The 15991-nt window shown below is 71.0% G+C and carries 18 protein-coding genes; 6 read left to right on the top strand and 12 right to left on the bottom strand.

Annotation, left to right across the window (positions count from 1 at the left end):
- Position 1 precedes the first annotated feature (1 nt).
- The 8 genes from ACI2L3_RS11470 to ACI2L3_RS11435 all read right to left on the bottom strand — a co-directional run bounded on the left by ACI2L3_RS11470 (position 2) and on the right by ACI2L3_RS11435 (position 5364).
- Complete coding sequence (locus tag ACI2L3_RS11470; protein ID WP_404752122.1) at positions 2-739, bottom strand: hypothetical protein; 738 nt, start codon at positions 737-739, stop codon at positions 2-4.
- Positions 736-1254: a methanogen output domain 1-containing protein gene (locus tag ACI2L3_RS11465; protein ID WP_404752121.1), complete on the bottom strand. Its 519-nt coding sequence runs from the start codon at positions 1252-1254 to the stop codon at positions 736-738. The genes ACI2L3_RS11470 and ACI2L3_RS11465 overlap by 4 nt, the downstream gene beginning before the upstream one ends.
- Positions 1255-1364: 110 nt before the next feature.
- Positions 1365-2042: a class I SAM-dependent methyltransferase gene (locus ACI2L3_RS11460; RefSeq protein WP_404752120.1), complete on the bottom strand. Its 678-nt coding sequence runs from the start codon at positions 2040-2042 to the stop codon at positions 1365-1367.
- A gap of 10 nt (positions 2043-2052) precedes the next feature.
- Positions 2053-2844 (bottom strand): SMI1/KNR4 family protein, encoded by a 792-nt coding sequence (locus ACI2L3_RS11455; protein ID WP_404752119.1) that lies wholly within the window; start codon positions 2842-2844, stop codon positions 2053-2055.
- 42 nt (positions 2845-2886) lie between these two features.
- Positions 2887-3156 (bottom strand): hypothetical protein, encoded by a 270-nt coding sequence (locus ACI2L3_RS11450; protein WP_404752118.1) that lies wholly within the window; start codon positions 3154-3156, stop codon positions 2887-2889.
- Between the two features lie 278 nt (positions 3157-3434).
- The gene (locus ACI2L3_RS11445; protein WP_404752117.1) at positions 3435-4007 is read right to left on the bottom strand and encodes a hypothetical protein; all 573 of its coding nucleotides are present in this window, start codon (positions 4005-4007) and stop codon (positions 3435-3437) included.
- 206 nt (positions 4008-4213) lie between these two features.
- Positions 4214-4684 (bottom strand): DinB family protein, encoded by a 471-nt coding sequence (locus ACI2L3_RS11440; protein ID WP_404752116.1) that lies wholly within the window; start codon positions 4682-4684, stop codon positions 4214-4216.
- Positions 4681-5364: an SAM-dependent methyltransferase gene (locus ACI2L3_RS11435; RefSeq protein ID WP_404752115.1), complete on the bottom strand. Its 684-nt coding sequence runs from the start codon at positions 5362-5364 to the stop codon at positions 4681-4683. The genes ACI2L3_RS11440 and ACI2L3_RS11435 overlap by 4 nt, the downstream gene beginning before the upstream one ends.
- Positions 5365-5509: 145 nt before the next feature.
- Between ACI2L3_RS11435 and ACI2L3_RS11430 the strand changes: the two genes are divergently transcribed.
- From ACI2L3_RS11430 to ACI2L3_RS11420, 3 genes are all read left to right on the top strand, one after another.
- On the top strand, positions 5510-6139 hold the full coding sequence (locus ACI2L3_RS11430) for a helix-turn-helix domain-containing protein (protein WP_404752499.1): 630 nt from the start codon (positions 5510-5512) through the stop codon (positions 6137-6139).
- Between the two features lie 56 nt (positions 6140-6195).
- Positions 6196-6468: a hypothetical protein gene (locus ACI2L3_RS11425; protein ID WP_404752114.1), complete on the top strand. Its 273-nt coding sequence runs from the start codon at positions 6196-6198 to the stop codon at positions 6466-6468.
- A 174-nt stretch (positions 6469-6642) separates the two neighbouring features.
- Complete coding sequence (locus tag ACI2L3_RS11420) at positions 6643-8334, top strand: ABC-F family ATP-binding cassette domain-containing protein (protein ID WP_404752113.1); 1692 nt, start codon at positions 6643-6645, stop codon at positions 8332-8334.
- A 79-nt stretch (positions 8335-8413) separates the two neighbouring features.
- Here the strand turns inward: ACI2L3_RS11420 and ACI2L3_RS11415 are convergent, their stop codons facing one another.
- Complete coding sequence (locus tag ACI2L3_RS11415) at positions 8414-8794, bottom strand: winged helix-turn-helix transcriptional regulator (RefSeq protein ID WP_404752112.1); 381 nt, start codon at positions 8792-8794, stop codon at positions 8414-8416.
- A gap of 119 nt (positions 8795-8913) precedes the next feature.
- Between ACI2L3_RS11415 and ACI2L3_RS11410 the strand changes: the two genes are divergently transcribed.
- The gene (locus ACI2L3_RS11410; protein WP_404752111.1) at positions 8914-9321 is read left to right on the top strand and encodes a RidA family protein; all 408 of its coding nucleotides are present in this window, start codon (positions 8914-8916) and stop codon (positions 9319-9321) included.
- A 279-nt stretch (positions 9322-9600) separates the two neighbouring features.
- A complete protein-coding gene (locus ACI2L3_RS11405; RefSeq protein ID WP_404752110.1) occupies positions 9601-11592 on the top strand; it encodes an N-acetylmuramoyl-L-alanine amidase in 1992 nt (663 codons plus the stop codon).
- Between the two features lie 76 nt (positions 11593-11668).
- Here the strand turns inward: ACI2L3_RS11405 and ACI2L3_RS11400 are convergent, their stop codons facing one another.
- A complete protein-coding gene (locus ACI2L3_RS11400) occupies positions 11669-14047 on the bottom strand; it encodes a glycosyl hydrolase family 95 catalytic domain-containing protein (RefSeq protein ID WP_404752109.1) in 2379 nt (792 codons plus the stop codon).
- A 167-nt stretch (positions 14048-14214) separates the two neighbouring features.
- Entirely contained in the window at positions 14215-14715 is a 501-nt protein-coding gene (locus ACI2L3_RS11395) for a hypothetical protein (RefSeq protein ID WP_359640453.1), read from the bottom strand.
- A gap of 184 nt (positions 14716-14899) precedes the next feature.
- Here ACI2L3_RS11395 and ACI2L3_RS11390 point away from each other — a divergent pair, with 184 nt between their 5' ends.
- Positions 14900-15625 (top strand): leucine-rich repeat domain-containing protein, encoded by a 726-nt coding sequence (locus tag ACI2L3_RS11390; RefSeq protein ID WP_404752108.1) that lies wholly within the window; start codon positions 14900-14902, stop codon positions 15623-15625.
- A gap of 25 nt (positions 15626-15650) precedes the next feature.
- Here the strand turns inward: ACI2L3_RS11390 and ACI2L3_RS11385 are convergent, their stop codons facing one another.
- Positions 15651-15893 carry a DUF397 domain-containing protein gene (locus ACI2L3_RS11385; RefSeq protein WP_404752107.1) on the bottom strand — a complete coding sequence of 81 codons (243 nt, stop codon included), beginning with the start codon at positions 15891-15893 and terminating at the stop codon, positions 15651-15653.
- Between the last annotated feature and the right edge of the window lie 98 nt (positions 15894-15991).

The raw sequence follows: 15991 nt of genomic DNA, 5'->3' as shown, positions 1-15991 counted from the left end.
TTCACGGGAGACGCGTGAGCGTACTGCCGATCAGGACGCGGATCGACTCCAGGTGGTCCGGCGGGGGCGGGCTGTCCGAGGTGAGGACGAGGGTGGCGCGGGGAGGGACGGGGACGTCCAGGCGGCCGGGTGCCGGGGGCGGTGGGGTGAGGTGCAGGTCGGCTTCCGTGCAGCCGAGGACCGCGGGGACGTGTTTGGCGACCAGTTGGATGACGGACGCTGTCGTCGTGGCCGTCGCGAGCGCCACGATCAGCGCGTGCAGGTGCTCGACCCTGGCTTGGGCGGTGGTGAGGGACGCGGTGAGTGCGGCGTGGTCCTCGGTGGCGCGGAAACGGAGCGTACGTTCGCGGTCGAGGGCGTCGACACGCTCCTTGAGGGTGAGGAAACGGTCGCCGGGGTCGATGCGGACGGCCCGCAGATGGACGGTCGGGGCGGGCAGCCACTGTGCTCGGGCGCCGAAGCAGCGGCAGCGCAGCCGTGCCCCGTCGAATCCGTGCAGCGTGAGGCCCGCCGGCGTCGGATGGCCGGTGCGGAGCCACTGCCGGACGAAGCGGGCGACGTCGTCGGCGGGTTCGGAGACGAGGTCGCTCAGCGGGACGCCGTCCGCGACGCCCGGGAGCAGCCGGGCCGCCGCCGGGTTGCCGGCCAGGACCTGGGAGTCGGCGGCGACGAGCAGTACGGGCTCGCTGAGCAGAGCGGTGATCTTCCGGAAGAGGCTCAGCGCTTCGTCGTGGATCACTGAAGGTCGCCGTAGTACTCACGCCCGGTGCTCTGCTCCGCTTCGGACGGCGGCCGCAGGTGGACGATGACGCGGCAGCCGACGTCCCAGCGGGCGATGGTCTTGTCCAGTTCCACGCGGGCGTACCCGAGGTTCTCCGCGGCGAGGGTGCCGAAGACGTTCGACGTCATCATGCACATCGAAGGGCGGCCCACGACCTTCTCGCCGAAGGGGCACACGCGGTTGCCGAGCACGATGCGCTGGTCGTTCTCCTCAAGGACGAAGAAGTCTCCGCCGAGGCGTCTCTTGAGGTCGACCATGACCTGTGCGACCTGTCCGCGGTCGAGACGGTCCACGGAGAGCGCCTTGGTGTACTGGCGGTTGATGTCGCTGCCGATGGTCTGGCTGACGAGGCTGACGTACCCCGCCGCCTCCTCGAGGCCGACCACGTCCTCCAGGACGCGTGCCAGTTCGCGGATCAGGCTCCGCATGAACACATCGCGGTCGAGGACGACGGGTGCTTCGGACGGTTCCACTGAAAGCCCCCTAGCGGTGCGGCCGCTCAGCGCACGACCCTCACCTTGTGTCATGCAATGGTCGCCCGTCGTGACACCTGTTGTCGACCGGTTTCGGCAGGCCGGCCGGATCAGCTCTTGCCGGCCATGAAGGTGGCGATGCTCCTTCTGACTCCGTTGCCGGGTGCCGAAGACGATCGGCGTGCTGGAGGTGCCTCCGCGAGGTGCGCGGTGACGGTCAGGCCTGCCTGGTCCAGCAGTTCGGCGATACGTTCGGGCGGCACCAGGTGGGAGGTGTAGGACACCGGGTGGCCGCCGTAGGCCTGCGTCGGGCGCAGCTCCGCGTTCTCTCCCACATGACCGGCCAGCATCAGCTGCCCGCCGGGGGCGAGGGTCCGATGGAATTCGGCGAATACGGTCGGCAGCAGCTCGGGCGGCGTGTGGTGGGCGCAGTAGTAGGCCAGGATCCCGCCGAGTTGGTTGTCGGGGATGTCCAGTGCCGTCATTGATCCGACCGTGAAGCGCAGGTGTGGGTAGGCCTGCCGGGCCAGTTCGATCATTTTTGGGGACACGTCGATCCCGAAGACGTCCACCCCGAGGCCGGCCAGGTGGGCCGTGACCTTGCCGGGCCCGCATCCCACGTCCGCGACGGGTCCGCGGCCGCCCTCACGCACGGTTTCCGCGAAGGCGGCCAGCATCGCGCGCGACAACGGGTCCAGTTCCACGGGGTCCTTGACGATGTTCACGTAGTCGGCGGCGACGGCGTCGTACGACTCCCGGACCGCGGCGAGATAGGAGGGCTCAGTCACGTGAGTGACTTTAGGGGCCCAGGATCCGGGAGTTGGGCACGAAGCTCAGCCTCTCCTCCGGGTCGTCCGCTTCATCCGGGTCCGTGAAGTAGAACGACGTCGTCGTACCGGCCACCACATCGTGCAGGAACTCCCCGCACGACATCGGATACGCCTCCCAGAGCGGGCCGCGCCCTTCGTTGAGGATCACGGTCCACTCCTCCGGCTCGACGCCGGGCCGGACCAGCCAGTACAGGAAGTGGCCCGCGCCGTCCACGTAGCACCAGGGCACCAGCCTGACGCCGGGTTCGTCGAGCTCCGGCGGCCGTTTCTGGCCCGCTGCCCAGAAATCGGCGAGCGTCTCCGAGCACTCCGCGGTCTGGGTGACCAGGTCGTACGCCGGGTCCGGGCAGTCCGGTTCCAGCAGCCAGAGCTCTCCGGCGAAGACCCCGCCGCCGTACATCCGCACGAGACGCTTGTAGTCGGCGGGCAGGGCCGTACCCAACTCCGCCTCCACGGCGGCCCACTCCACGGTCCGCCCGCTACCGGGCGGCGGACAGAGGCGTGCCAGCGGTTCGGTGTGGCGCAGGCTGCGGGCAATGCGTATGTCGGCGGGCAGGGCGCTGAGCCGTGCCGGGGTCCTGGTGGAGTCCAGGACCACCGCGCGCATCCGGTCGCCGACGGCGGCCGGGGGCACGTCCGACCGCCAGGAGGGGTGTTTCGCCTGGTCGATGAAGCCCTCGTGGCCGCAGGCGCGGACCGCCGCGCCCACCGGGGCGACGGCCGTGACGACCACGTCGCATTCTTGGTGATCAGCAAGCATGGGGCCATCCTGCCCCCCACGCGACGGGATGTGAACGATCAACTACCGGTCGTCGAACGGATCGTCCGCGACTCCGGCGAGCCGGATGAGTCCAGGGCCGTGGCTGTCGGTGACCGCGGCATAGAGGGTGTAGGTCCAGCCCCGTCCCGCCGCGTACTCCTCTGCCCAGGAGAGGAGTTCGCCGACGTCGACCTCTGCCAGGATCGCGTACGCATGGGAGGCATGGGCGGAGAGGTCCCAGAAGTAGACCCGGAAGTCGGCGTACTGCCGCTCCCAGGTCGTGTCGCGCGGATCGATGAGGCGGATCTTCATGGGTGCAGCGTAGGAGGCCGCCGCGCGGGGAGGGTGAGCGGTGTGGCCCAGATCACCCCGTATGAGGCAATCGTCCGGAACAACAGGCGGTGGTCCGTCGTTGGTCCAGGTGTGGCTGCGGAGGGGACAGTGTCCCCGGGCCTCACCTATAGCCCATGGGGAAGATCGTTCGGCTGAAGCCCCATGGAGCCTTTCGCCGAGAGGCGACCGCCCTCCGCTCGCCACGCTTTACGGCCCCGGCTGGTCTCCCCCGTCCAGCCGGGGCTTCTCATTGCCGCTCAGGCCTTGTGGATCTTCCAGTCGGCGACGTCCGAGCTGCGGTTGAAGTACGCGTTGGTGCAGAGGTCGAGCTTGCCGCCCTGGAGGGTGCTGTGGTCGTTCGTCTCCAGGAAGCCGCCGTTGTCGCCGTAGGTGTTCCACAGATGCACCACGTCGCCCACCCGTATGTTCTGGTCGGCGGGTGAGGAGGTGCGGGCGAAGACGCGCCAGCGGCCGGTGCCCGCCGCGCGGTCCTTGGACTGGGAGGTCGACACGTCGTACTTGGCTCCGGCCCCCTTCTGCGCGTCGGAGGCGTGGCCGTTGGTGTCGAGGTAGCCCCCGTCGCCGCCGTAGAGGTTACGCAGGTAAATCAGGTCGCCGCTCACGACGGGCTGTCCGGAGGACTTGCCCGAAGCGGAGGCGATCTCCCACGTGCCGGTGCCCTTGCCGCGAGTGGGCGTGTCCGCGGTGGCCACGTTGTACTTGCCGCCGCCGGCCGCGCTGTGGCCGTTGGTGTCGAGGTAGCCGCCCTGCCAGCCGTTGTAGCCGTTCTGCAGGTGAATGTGGTCGCCGTACTTGAGCTCGTTCGCCACGGGGCTTCCCTTCGGTGGACGACTCGGCATGCACGCGCCGCCCGCCCGGCAGCCTGTCACCAGGGCCCGACGGGGACAGCAGTCATCTTGGCAATTCCCCCGACATGCGCGACCCATTTCGCAAAGCTGACTGAAACTGACGTAGCTCACTTCAGGCCATGAAGCAGACACAACACCCGTGATCCGTATGCCTTCCGTCCGGCTCGTCAGCGGCCGGTGGAACCGTCGATCCGCTCGCGCAGGATGTCCGTGTGGCCGGCGTGCCGGGCGGTCTCCTCGATCATGTGCATCAGGACCCATCGCATCGAGAGGGCCGGGCCCCGGCGTGGGGGTCTCGGGGCGAGGAAGGCCAGGTCCGGGCACGCGTCGATGACCTGGTTCGCCCGCTCGACGGTCTGCCGGTAGTCGGCGATCACGCTGTCGACGGTGTCGTCCATGGACGGCCGCAGCGTCGCGCGCCAGTCGCCGGGTTCCTCGCCGAGGAAGTAGAACCGTTCGACGAACGCCAGGTGTTTGAGCAGTCCGAGCAGGTTGGTGCCCGAGGGCACGCCGCCCGTTCGGACCTGCGGTTCGGGTGCGCCCGCGACCTTGTGCGTGACCGAGGTCCGCAGCTGGTCGAGGAAGCTTCGCAGCATGGCCTTCTCGGCCGTTCCGTGGGGAGCAGGGGCTTGTGTCATTCGGCGGCTCGCCGGACGAGCAGGACGTTGTCGGTGACGGTCGCCGTCTCGCCGGTGGGGCCGGTCGCCCGGCGCCGGGGCATGTCTGCGCGCAGGACGGACCACCGCGCGGGGTCGAGGTCGAGGTCGGCGGCGGTCTCGGCGGGTGTGGGGTAGTGGGTGTCGGGGTCCTGGTTCCACGACCAGGGGGCGGTGGATCCGTGGTCGACGATCAGGAGGAGGCCGCCGGGGCGCAGGGCACGTGCGGCCGTGCGCAGGACGCGGCTGCGGGGCAGCGCGAACGGGGTCTGGAAGTACTGGGCGGAGACGAGATCGAACCGGCCGGCGGGGAAGCTGTCGGCCAGGTCGTGCCGTTCGGTGGTGACCCGGTCCCCGACACCGAGTTCCAAGGCGCGTTCCCGTACCCGTTCGACGACGGTGGCGGAGATGTCCACGGCGGTGACGTGCCAGCCCTGCCGGGCGAGCCAGAGGGCGTCGCCGCCGGCGCCGCATCCCAGGTCGAGGGCCGCGCCCGGGCGCAGCGGTGCGACGGTCTCGGTGAGCAGCGGGTTGACGCGTCCGCCCCAGGTGCGCCGGGCCTGGTAGAGCTGCTCCCAGAACAGCTCGGCGTCGTCGCCTGCCGAGGCGGTGTCGGTAGTGGCTTCAGTGTCTGCGGTGAGGCGGCGTCCGGTGGATTCCATGTGAGTGCGTGCCCCTTCGTCGTCCGGCGTGCCGAGCGGGATCCGATCCGTGCCCGCAACGCCGGTGGTGTACCGACAGCATCGGGACCGCCGTCTCGCCCTTGCAAGAAAAATTGCGGATCCGCATCATCGGGCCATGGAGAGCATGGGAAAGACAGGCAGCAGCACCAGTACCGGCAACGGGGGTAGCGGCAGGGACGACCGCGCGGCGGACGTCCTGGCCGGGGTCGGGCCACGGCTGCGCGCCCTGCGCCAGGCACGCGGCACCACCTTGGCCGCGCTGGCGACCGAGACCGGCCTCACCGCGAGCACCCTCTCCCGTCTGGAGAACGGCAAGCTCCGCCCCACGCTGGAACAACTGCTGCCCCTGGCCCGGGCGCACGACGTACCGCTCGACGACCTCGTCGCGGCACCGCCCACCGGCGACCCGCGTGTCCACCTGCGTCCGGTGCGGCGGTCCGGTCTCGTGATGGTGCCGCTGACGAGGCGGCCCGGCGGCATCCAGGCCTACAAGGTGATCTACCCGCCCGCCGACCGGATCGCGGCCAGGATCGAGCTGCGGACCCACGAGGGGTACGAGTGGTTCTACGTCCTCGACGGATGCGTCAGGTTCGTGCTCGGCGAACGGGAGTTCCAGCTCGGAGTCGGCGAGGCCGCGGAGTTCGACACCCGCGTCCCGCACTGGATCGGCAGTGCCGACAGCCGGCCCGCCGAGCTGCTCGCCCTGTTCGGGGCGCAGGGGGAACGCGCGCACCTGGCACCGTCCGAGCACTGACCGACCATCGTCCCTCTCGGGGCCCGTTGTCAGTGGCGGCTGGGAGGCTGGACCGCATGGACAGCGACGACGAGCAGCTGCTGCGCGGCCGGGTATACGGCCAGGATCACGACCACCCGGGCCCGCGTCCGGGTCAGTGCTACGCCGAGTTGGTCGGCGGCCCGCTGGACGGGCTGCTGCTCGACATCACCGGCTGGACGCAGGAGGACGTGGACGCGGGTGTCGCTCTCCCGACCGAGCTGGGGCGGTTCGGTGCCGGCGGCCGGGCGACGTACCGCCCACGCCCCGGCGCCCCGCGCCGCTTCGACTGGTCCGGCGACATCCGGTGACAGCCGACGGCATCCGCTAACCTGATTGTCATGGCACGAGGTATCTGGTCGCAGAAGGTCCGCTCCGCCCGCTGACGGCGGCGCCTTCTCCCACTGAACGAGCGCTCGCCGTCCCGGTTCCCGCCGGGCGGCCGCTTTCCGCTGCCCGGCTCCACTGCGAGCTGCGGAGCACCCGTGAACCCCAACCTCTCCCCCTTCACCTTTCCTGGAACCACGTCCTCGGCCGACCCGTCCCGCCTCCCCGTCGAAGCGGGCGGCAGCGCCCACGTACGCGCCGAAGGCGTCACCGTCACCCTCGGATCCCGGCAGGTCCTGAACGACGTCTCGGTCACCGTCTCCGCGCGGTCGCGGATCGCCGTCGTCGGTGAGAACGGGCGGGGCAAGACGACGCTGCTGCACGTCCTCGCCGGGCTGATCGGCCCCGACGAGGGCACCGTGCACCGGGCCGGCACCATCGGCCTGGCCCGCCAGGAGCTGACCGCCCGGGACGGCGAGACCGTGGGCACCCTCACGTCCGAGGCCCTCGCCGCGTCGCTCGCGGCCCTCGCCGCGCTGGACGGGGCGACCCTCGCGATGGCCGAGGGCGACCCCGCGGCCGGCGACCGATACGCGGAAGCGCTCGACGCCGCCACCCGGCTCGACGCGTGGGACGCCGAACGCCGTGTCGACGTAGCCCTCGAAGCCCTCGGCGCCTGTACGGACCGGGAACGCCCGCTGGCGACGCTCTCGGTCGGGCAGCGTTATCGGGTCCGCCTTGCGTGTCTGCTCGGTGCGCGCCACGACGTCCTGCTGCTCGACGAACCGACCAACCACCTCGACGCCGACGGTCTCGGCTTCCTCACCCGCAGGCTGCTCGAGCACGACGGCGGTCTCGCTCTGGTCAGCCACGACCGTGCGCTGCTGCGCGACGTCGCGCACCGGTTCCTCGACCTCGACCCCACCCGCGACGGCAGAACGCGCCTCTATGCCGGAGGTTATGACGCCTGGCAGGACGCACGGCGCCGCGAGCGCGAGCGCTGGGAGCAGGACCACGAGGAGCAGCAGGACGAGCACCGGCGGCTGCGGGACGCGGCATCGAAGGCCCGCGACCGGCTCTCCACCGGCTGGCGGCCGGATAAGGGAACCGGCAAGCACCAGCGCCAGTCCCGCGCGCCGGGCGTCGTACAGGCGCTGAAGCGGCAGCAGGACGCCCTGGAGGCGCACCGGATCGATGTGCCGGAGCCGCCGTCGGCGTTGCGGTGGCCCGACCTCGATGTCCGGCCGGGGGCGCCGCAGTTGCGGGCGCACGGCGTCACGGTCGACGGGCGGCTCGCCGGTCCGGTGGACCTGGCCCTCGACGGCGGCGACCGGCTGCTGGTCACCGGGCCGAACGGTGCCGGGAAGTCCACGCTGCTCGCGGTGCTCGCCGGTTCACTCGCTCCTACGAGCGGATACGTTCGTACGGCGGCGGGGGCGCGGGTCGTCCGCGTCACCCAGGAGACCGCTGAGCAGGAGCCCGGCCTCACCGCCCGCGAGGTGTACGCCCGCCACGTGGGGCGGCTGGTGGCCCGCGGGGTGCTCCGCGACGCCGACGCCGTCCCCCTCGGCTCGGTCGGGCTGCTGGACCGCGACGCGATGCGTACGCCGGTCGGGCGGATGTCGCAGGGTCAGCAGCGGCGCCTGGACCTGGCGTTGGCACTGGCCGGGCGGCCCGGCCTGATCCTGCTCGACGAGCCGACCAACCATCTGTCGTCCGCGCTGGTCGACGAGTTGACCGACGCGATCCGCGGCACGAGCGCCGCCGTCATGGTCGCCACCCACGACCGGCAACTGCTGCGTGACCTCGCCGACTGGCCGCGCCTGGAGGTGGCACGCATGCCTCGATGAGTCGCGGCGGAGACAACAGAGACAGAGGGGAGCGAGCGAGCCGAGGACGGCTGGCAGCGGGCAGCGGGCAGCGGTCGAATCAGGTGTTGAAACGGTGGCGGGAGGCGTCGATCTCCCCCAGATACCGGTGCGTCCACGCGCACATGCCGTCGACCGTCTCCCGCAGGGCCCGGCCCGGCTCGGTGAGGGTGTACTCGACCTTCGGCGGCACGGTGGGGTGCACGGTCCGTTCGACCAGTCCGTTGCGCTCCATCATGCGCAGGTTCTGCGTGAGCATCTTGTGGCTGATGCCCTCGACCTGGCTCCTGACCTCGCTGAAGCGCAGGGTCCCCTCTCCCAGCGCCTCGATGATCAGGAGCGCCCATTTGTTGGCGATGTCCGAGAAGATCTCCCGCGCCAGAGAGTCCGCGCGCCGCAGGTCCGCCGCGTCGGGCGAGCCGTCGTACTGCTTGGTCACCATCAGGTTCCCCAGTCACTGAAAAGTGCGTTCTTCCACGTCAGCGGCCACTCTCCTACGGTTCCCGAGTAACCACAAGAGACCGGGGACCGCTCCCCCGGTCCGACGAGGAGGCACAGAGCATGGCCGTCACCCTGGTGAACCCGACCGGACTCGTGGAAGTCGGCGCCTACCGGCAGGTGTCGATCGCGTCCGGGACGAAGCTCGTCCACATCGCCGGGCAGGTCGCCTGGGACGCCGAGGGGGTCACGGTCGGCGAAGGCGACCTCGCCGCTCAGGTCGAGCAGTGCTATCTGAACGTCGGCACCGCTCTGGCCGAGGTCGGCGGTTCCTTCGACGACGTGGCGAAGATGACCCTCTACGTAGTCGACTGGAACCCCGAGAAGATGCCGCTTCTCCTGGAGGGAATCGCCCGGGCCGCCGCGAAGCTGGGGGTGACACCGATGGCGCCCGGCACGCTCCTGGGCGTCGCGGCACTGGACGTACCCGACCATCTGGTCGAGGTCGAAGCCGCCGCCGTACTCGACTGATTCAGAGCATGCGCCCGCACCTGGGACCGGCCTCGCCGCTCCCCCGACGGGCGCCACCGAACAGGTGGATCTCCGCACCGCTCATTGGTCCACGCCACTGACGCGCCGCAGGCGGTGGGGCCCGTCCGGCGAAATCCCGCCCTTGACCCGCCGGGACCGGGGCTGACATGCGGAATCCCGCCTCCTGGGCATGATTGACGGATCGTCGGAGAGCCGGTACCACTGACGCACGCCCGGCCCCGCACGCCCCGTCACGCTTCACCGGCCCAGGAGGCTGCATTGCGAGGATCCGACACCGCCCCTACCTCGTCCACCCGCAGACGCACCGTCATGACCGTGGGCGCCCTCGCGTCGGCAGGACTGCTGGTGCCGCTGCTCGGCGCGGCCCCGTCGTCCGGCACTTCCCAACAGGCCCCCGCCGAGCGGCTGCAGGGAGCTTTCGCGTCGGCCGCCACCGAGTACCGCGTGCCGCAGAGCGTGCTGCTCGGCGTCTCGTACCTGCAGTCGCGCTGGGACGCGCACGGCGGCGCGGCCAGCGTCACCGGGGGCTACGGCCCCATGCACCTCACCGACGCGCGCACCGCGCTGACCTCGGCCCCGCACCACAGCGAGGGCGACGAGGACCCGCGCGGCGACACCTCACGTCCGGCCCCGCCACCCCGGGCCCAGCTGCCCGAGGAGGGTGAACTCCCCGCCCGGCTCAGGACGTTGCCCCGCGCGGCCGAGCTGTCAGGCCGGTCCGCCGAGGAGCTGCGCACCGATCCGGCCGCGAACGTGGCGGGCGGGGCGGCGCTGCTCGCGGCGGCGCAGCGGAAGCTCGGCAAGCCGCTGAGCAGCGATCCCGCCGACTGGTACGGCGCCATCGCCCGCTTCTCCGGCGCGGACGACGAGGCCACCGCGGCCACGTACGCCAATGACGTGTTCGCCGTGATCCGGGACGGCGAGCGGCGCACCACGGACGCCGGCCAGCGCGTCGAGCTCGCGCCCGAGCCGGGCCTGAAGCCGGACGCCGCGCAGGTGAAGCGCATGGGCCTGCGGAAGGTGCCCGCGGGGCAGACGGAGTGCCCGCAGACCGTGTCGTGCGAGTGGATCCCGGCGCCGTACGAGGAGTTCAAGGATCCCAACGGCAATCCCGACTACGGCAACCACGACAAGTCGGACCGGCCGAAGAGCCAGAGCATCGACTCGATCATCATCCACGACACCGAAGGCAGGTGGGAGGGCGTCCTGAAGATGGTGCAGGACCCGACCTACGTGTCGTGGCAGTACACCCTGCGCTCCACCGACGGGCACATCGCCCAGCACGTGAAGGCCAAGGACGTCGCCTGGCACGCGGGCAACTGGTACGTGAACTCCAAGTCGATCGGCCTGGAGCACGAAGGTTTCCTCACCGCGCCCGACACCTGGTACACGGAGGCCATGTACCGCACGTCGGCCCGTCTGGTGAAGTACCTCGCCAAGAAGTACGGCATCCCGCTGGACCGCCAGCACATCCTCGGCCACGACAACGTCCAGGGCACCGTGTCCTCGACCATCCCCGGCATGCACACGGACCCGGGGCCGTACTGGGACTGGCAGCACTACTTCACGCTGCTCGGCGCGCCGTTCCGCCCCACGGCGGGCCCGGCGGGCGGCATGGTGACGGTGGCGCCGGAGTACTCCAAGAACCGGCCCGAGTACACGGGCTGCGCCAAGCCCGGCGAGAAGTGCGTGCCGCACGGTTCGGCCGCGGTGCGCGTCCACACCGAACCCCGTGACGACGCGCCGCTGATCAAGGACATCGGCAAGCGTCCGGGCGGCCAGGACTCCACGATCGACGTGAACGATGTCGGCGCGCGGCTCTCCACCGGCCAGCAGTACGCGGTCGCCGAGCGCAAGGGCGACTGGACGGCCGTCTGGTACCTCGGCCAGAAGGCCTGGTTCAAGAACCCGAAGAAGCAGCCCACCGCGGTCGACGCGAAGGGCCTCGTGGTGACGCCGAAGGCGGGCGCGGCCGAGGTCCCGGTGTACGGGCGCGCGTACCCGGAGAAGGAGGCCTACCCTGCGGGCGTCCCGGTGCAGGCGGTCTCCCCGCTCCCCTACAAGATCCTCGCGGGCCAGAAGTACGTGATCGGCGACAAGGTGCCGGGCGAGTACTTCTACGCCCCGACGTTCGACACCGCGCGGCACAAGGTGGTGCGCGGCAAGGACATGTACTACGTGATCCAGTACGGACACCGGATCGGTTATGTGCGCGCGGCGGACGTACAGGTGGTCCGGTCGGGTTCGTGACGCCGTAGGAACGTGCCGTGCAGTCGGGTCCGGGGCCGCGTGGGAGCGGGCCCGGACCCGACGGTCTCGCCCTCGCTCAGTCGAAGACGTAACGCTGTCCGGCGCGTATCTTCACCGTCTTCACGCCGTCGGTGAACAGGTCGCTGCGCAGGGTGAGTTCGCGGGTGCGGGAGGCTACCAGGGTGATGCGGGTGGCGTGGCCCGAGGTCCAGGTGATGCCGATGGTCGCGCCGCCGCGGGCGCGGAGGCCGTGGACCGACCCTTCGGGCCAGGTCGCCGGCAGCGCGGGCAGGATTTCTATCGTGTCGTGCTGGCTCTGCAGGAGCATTTCGACGATTCCGGACGTCGCGCCGAAGTTGCCGTCGATCTGGAACGGCGGGTGGGTGTCCCAGAGGTTGGGCAGGGTCGAGGACTTCAGCTGTTCGCCGAGCATCTTGTGGGCGTGGTCGCCGTCGCGCAGGCGTGCCCAGAAGTTGACCTTCCAGGCCTTGGACCAGCCGGTGCCGCCGTCGCCGCGCGCCGTGAGGGAGACCTTCGCCGCCTCGGCCCACTCGCTGCCGGGCCGGATCTGCCGTCCGGGGTGGAGGGCGTACAGGTGCGAGACGTGCCGGTGGCCGTCCGTACGGTCGTCCAAGTCCGCCTTCCACTCTTGGAGTTGCCCCCATGAGCCGATGCGAAGACCGGGGTCCAGGGCGTCCAGGGTCTTCTTCAGCTCGGCGCGGAAGGACGGCGAGTCGCCCAGCACGCGGGCGGCCTCCAGGGTGTTGGTGAGCAGGTCGTGCACGATCTGCTGGGCCATCGCGCCGCCCGCGGTGAAGTCGCCGTGCTCGGGCGAGTAGCTGGGCGTGGCGACCAGGGTGCCGTCGCGCGGGTCGGTGCGCAGGTTGTCGAGCCAGAATTCGGCGGCCTCCTTCATCGCCGGGTACGCGGTGGTGCGCAGGTACTCCGTCGAGCCGCCGAAGCGGTAGTGCTCGTAGAGCTGCGCGGTGAGCCAGGCGGCGGCCTCCGGGAACCAGAACGCGGTCGACCAGTCGTGGACGCCGGTGAAGCCGTAGGGGTTGGTCTCGTTGTGCACCACCCAGCCGCGGCTGCCGAACATCTCCTTGGCGGTGCGGCGGCCGGGCGCGCGCAGGGCCTCCACGAAACGGTCGTACGGAGCGGTCGTCTCGGGGAGGTTCGCGGCCTCGGCGAGCCAGTAGTTCATCTGAAGGTTGATGTTGGTGTGGTAGTCGGCCGACCAGGGCGGGGTGGTGCTGTGGTTCCAGACGCCCTGGAGGTTGGCGGGCAGCGATCCCGCGCGCGAGGAGGCGATCAGGAGGTAGCGGCCGTACTGGAAGAAGAGTGCCTCCAGCGCCCGGTCGGCGGCGGCGCTCACCCCGGTCCCGTACTGCTTGAGCAGCCGGTCCGTGGGCACATCGGCGGGGGGCGCCTGGCCGATGTCGAGGGTGACGCGGTCGAAGAGGGCGCGGTGGTCGCGCAGGTGGCGGGCGCGCAGTGCGCGGTGGCCCGCCGAAACGGCTCTGTCGACCGTACGGGCCACGGCTGCGTGCGGGTCGTCGCCCCGGTAGCCGGGGTAGGTGTCGGCGTAGTCGGTGCCCGCGGCGAGGACGAACCAGACGTGGTCGGCCCCGGTCACCGTGACGCTTCCGTCGTCGTTCGCGACGCGCGTCCCACCCTGCTGTCCGACGCGCAGCTGGGCCTCGAACTTCAGCTCGTTGTCGGCGAGTTCGCCGCGGACCGTGATGCGGTCACCGCCCGCTTCCGCGGTGAAGTCGGCACGCGGCGAGGTGTAGCGGAGGGTGCAGGTGACCTGCGCGGCACGGTCGGCGGAGAGCCGCCCGACGATCACCTTGTCGGGGTACGAGGCGAAGAACTCCCGGCGGTGACGCACCCCTTCATGGACGTATGTGACCGACGCGAGGCCCTGTCCGAGGTCGAGGGCGCGGCGGTACGTGGCGTCGGGATCGGCCGGCGCGTCCGGCACGTCGATGTGCAGATCGCCGAAGGTCTGGTGGGCGCCGTACCCGCGCCGGCCCTGGCCGAGCTCCGCGGCCACGGCGTCCGGGGCGAGCCGCCCCTTCTCGTCGAGCTCGTCGCGCACGGCGTCGAGGGCGCCGGGCCGGGGCGCGCGCCAGTTGCCGAAGTCGTAACCCTCCCGGGAGCCGGGGCCGCCGGTCCACAGCGTCTTCTCGTTGAACTGGAGCCGCTCGGAGGTGAGCGTGCCGAAGATCATGGCGCCGAGGGCGCCATTGCCGATGGGCAGGGCCTCGCGCTCCCAGTCGGCGGCGGGCGCGTCGTACCAGAGCAGTGAGTCGAGCGGTGATTCATCGGAGGTGTCGTGGCTCGTCTCCGCGTGCGCGGCGGTGGCTGCGGTCGCCGCCGAGGCCGTCCGGGCTCCGCCGAGGGCGCCTCCGCTCGCCGCTACAGCGGCAGCGCCGCCGAGCGCGGACCTCATGGTCGTCCTTCGCGTGATCCCCTGAGTCATGACCGGTCACGTTAAAAGTCCGATGACTGGCTGGCAAGGGCACGACAGAAAACTGCCCCGCGCCTTGGACGGAACGGGGCAGCACTTGGATGGAACGCGGTAGTACGTGGTGGGAACGCGGAGGGAAGTGCGGGCCGTCAGCCCTGCTGGAAGAGCTCCGCGGGCAGCGGCTTCAGGAGCGCGTACAGGTCGTCGGTGATCGGCCGGTCCCAGGCGGCGATGGTCACCAGGACGTTGTCACTGCGGTCGAACTGCACGCAGGAGATCCGGCTCTCGGAGAGCTTGAGGCGGCGCACGATGAGGAGGTTGTCGCCCTGCATCACCGGCACGTCCTCGGTGGAGACGACCGTGATGTCCTCGTCGTTCTCCAGCGCCAGGAGCAGCTGGGCCACCTCGAAGGGGACCTCGCCCTCGGCGGTCTCGCGCGCCGGCGACCCCTCGGGGAGGTTGCCGATGATCATCGCGGGGCCGCGGCCGCCGAACAGGTCGTAGCGCAGGAAGACGCCCTGGCAGCTGCCGTCGGGGGCGGGCAGCAGGCCCGCGCCGAGATTGCCGGGCCAGTCACCGGGGTCCATGGCCAGGACATCGAAGTCCGGGCCCGCGGGGGTGGCGGAGCTGCGGCGGCGGAGGAAGGACATGCGCCTATGGTACGTGGCCTGCGGGGTGTTCCGGCGCGGGGGCGGACGCGCTGCCCAGGTGGCGGGGGCGGCGCGACCAGCCACGGAGCTTTCCTGGCGGCCCCTGGAGCTCAGGAAACCCCCGAGCCCCGAAGCCGGGCGCGCCCTCAGCCACCATGACCCCACTACCAACACGGGAGCCCCAGTGACCAACGATTCCGTCCTGAACTACTGGCGCGGCGGCCTCGACGACATACCGGAGGAGGTGTGGTGCCACCCCGGCCCGGAGGTCCTGCTCCTGCCCGACAACGCGCTGACCCGCCTCCCCGCCCGCATCGGCACGCTCACCTCGCTGCACACCCTCGACCTCGGCCACAACAAGCTGCGCGCGGTCCCCGACGAGCTCGGCGACCTCACGGCCCTCAGCCGCTTCCTCTACCTGCACGACAACGAGCTCACCGAGCTGCCCGGATCCCTCGGCCGTCTCACCCGGCTCGCGTATCTGAACGTCGGCGAGAATCGTCTGACCGCACTCCCCGAGACGCTCGGCGGCCTGACCGGGCTCGTGGAACTGCGCGCCCAGCACAACGAGTTGACCAGCCTGCCCGAGTCGATCGGCTCGCTCGGCGCGCTCCGGGAGCTCTGGCTCCGCGGCAACCGGCTGACCGGGCTACCGACGGGCGTCGGCCGCCTCTCCGAGCTGCGGGAACTGGAGCTGCGCGAGAACGCCTTCACGGAGGTGCCGGGCGTCCTGCGCGGTCTGCCCCTCCTGCGCCGCCTCGACCTGCGCGCCAACCACCTCACGGAACTCCCGGACTGGGTCGCCGAGTTGCCCGCCCTGGAGAAGCTGGACCTGCGCTGGAACGACGTACGCGTCAGCGACCGCCTCCTGCGCGCCCTGGCCACCCGGGGCTGCGTGGTGCTGCGCTGAGCCCCGGGCGGCCGGTTCCGATGCGTTACGTCAGGTCGAACTCGCCCGCCCGGGCGCCGTGGACGAAGGCTCCCCACTCCTGCGGGGTGAAGATCAGGGAAGGGCTCTCCGGGCGGCCGCTGTTGCGCATGGCGACGAAGCCCTCGACGAACGCGATCTCCACGTCCCCGCGCCCCTCGCTGCTCGATCGCCAGTGCGCCGTGCTGAGGTCGAGCTCCGGCTTGTCCCAGCCCGCGAGCGGATGCTGCTGAGTGGTGCTGTCGGCCACGTCCGTGCTCCTCCCGAATGCGTCGGTCGGGCGCCAGCCTAGCTTTCGCTCCGGGCGCCGGACAGGCCGCGGGTGCAGGACCTCGGCCCGTCCGGCGT

This window comes from Streptomyces sp. NPDC029674, assembly GCF_044903205.1.
Classification (GTDB): domain Bacteria; phylum Actinomycetota; class Actinomycetes; order Streptomycetales; family Streptomycetaceae; genus Streptomyces.
This window is presented reverse-complemented; position numbering and strand designations above follow the sequence as displayed.

Bases quoted from the DNA above. Each gene is read 5' to 3' on its own strand.
- ACI2L3_RS11455 (WP_404752119.1), bottom strand. From the start codon at position 2,844: ATGCTTGCTGATCACCAAGAATGCGACGTGGTCGTCACGGCCGTCGCC.
- ACI2L3_RS11450 (WP_404752118.1), bottom strand. From the start codon at position 3,156: ATGAAGATCCGCCTCATCGATCCGCGCGACACGACCTGGGAGCGGCAG.
- ACI2L3_RS11440 (WP_404752116.1), bottom strand. From the start codon at position 4,684: ATGACACAAGCCCCTGCTCCCCACGGAACGGCCGAGAAGGCCATGCTG.
- ACI2L3_RS11435 (WP_404752115.1), bottom strand. From the start codon at position 5,364: ATGGAATCCACCGGACGCCGCCTCACCGCAGACACTGAAGCCACTACC.
- ACI2L3_RS11430 (WP_404752499.1), top strand. From the start codon at position 5,510: ATGGGAAAGACAGGCAGCAGCACCAGTACCGGCAACGGGGGTAGCGGC.
- ACI2L3_RS11425 (WP_404752114.1), top strand. From the start codon at position 6,196: ATGGACAGCGACGACGAGCAGCTGCTGCGCGGCCGGGTATACGGCCAG.
- ACI2L3_RS11415 (WP_404752112.1), bottom strand. From the start codon at position 8,794: ATGGTGACCAAGCAGTACGACGGCTCGCCCGACGCGGCGGACCTGCGG.
- ACI2L3_RS11410 (WP_404752111.1), top strand. From the start codon at position 8,914: ATGGCCGTCACCCTGGTGAACCCGACCGGACTCGTGGAAGTCGGCGCC.
- ACI2L3_RS11400 (WP_404752109.1), bottom strand. From the start codon at position 14,047: ATGAGGTCCGCGCTCGGCGGCGCTGCCGCTGTAGCGGCGAGCGGAGGC.
- ACI2L3_RS11395 (WP_359640453.1), bottom strand. From the start codon at position 14,715: ATGTCCTTCCTCCGCCGCCGCAGCTCCGCCACCCCCGCGGGCCCGGAC.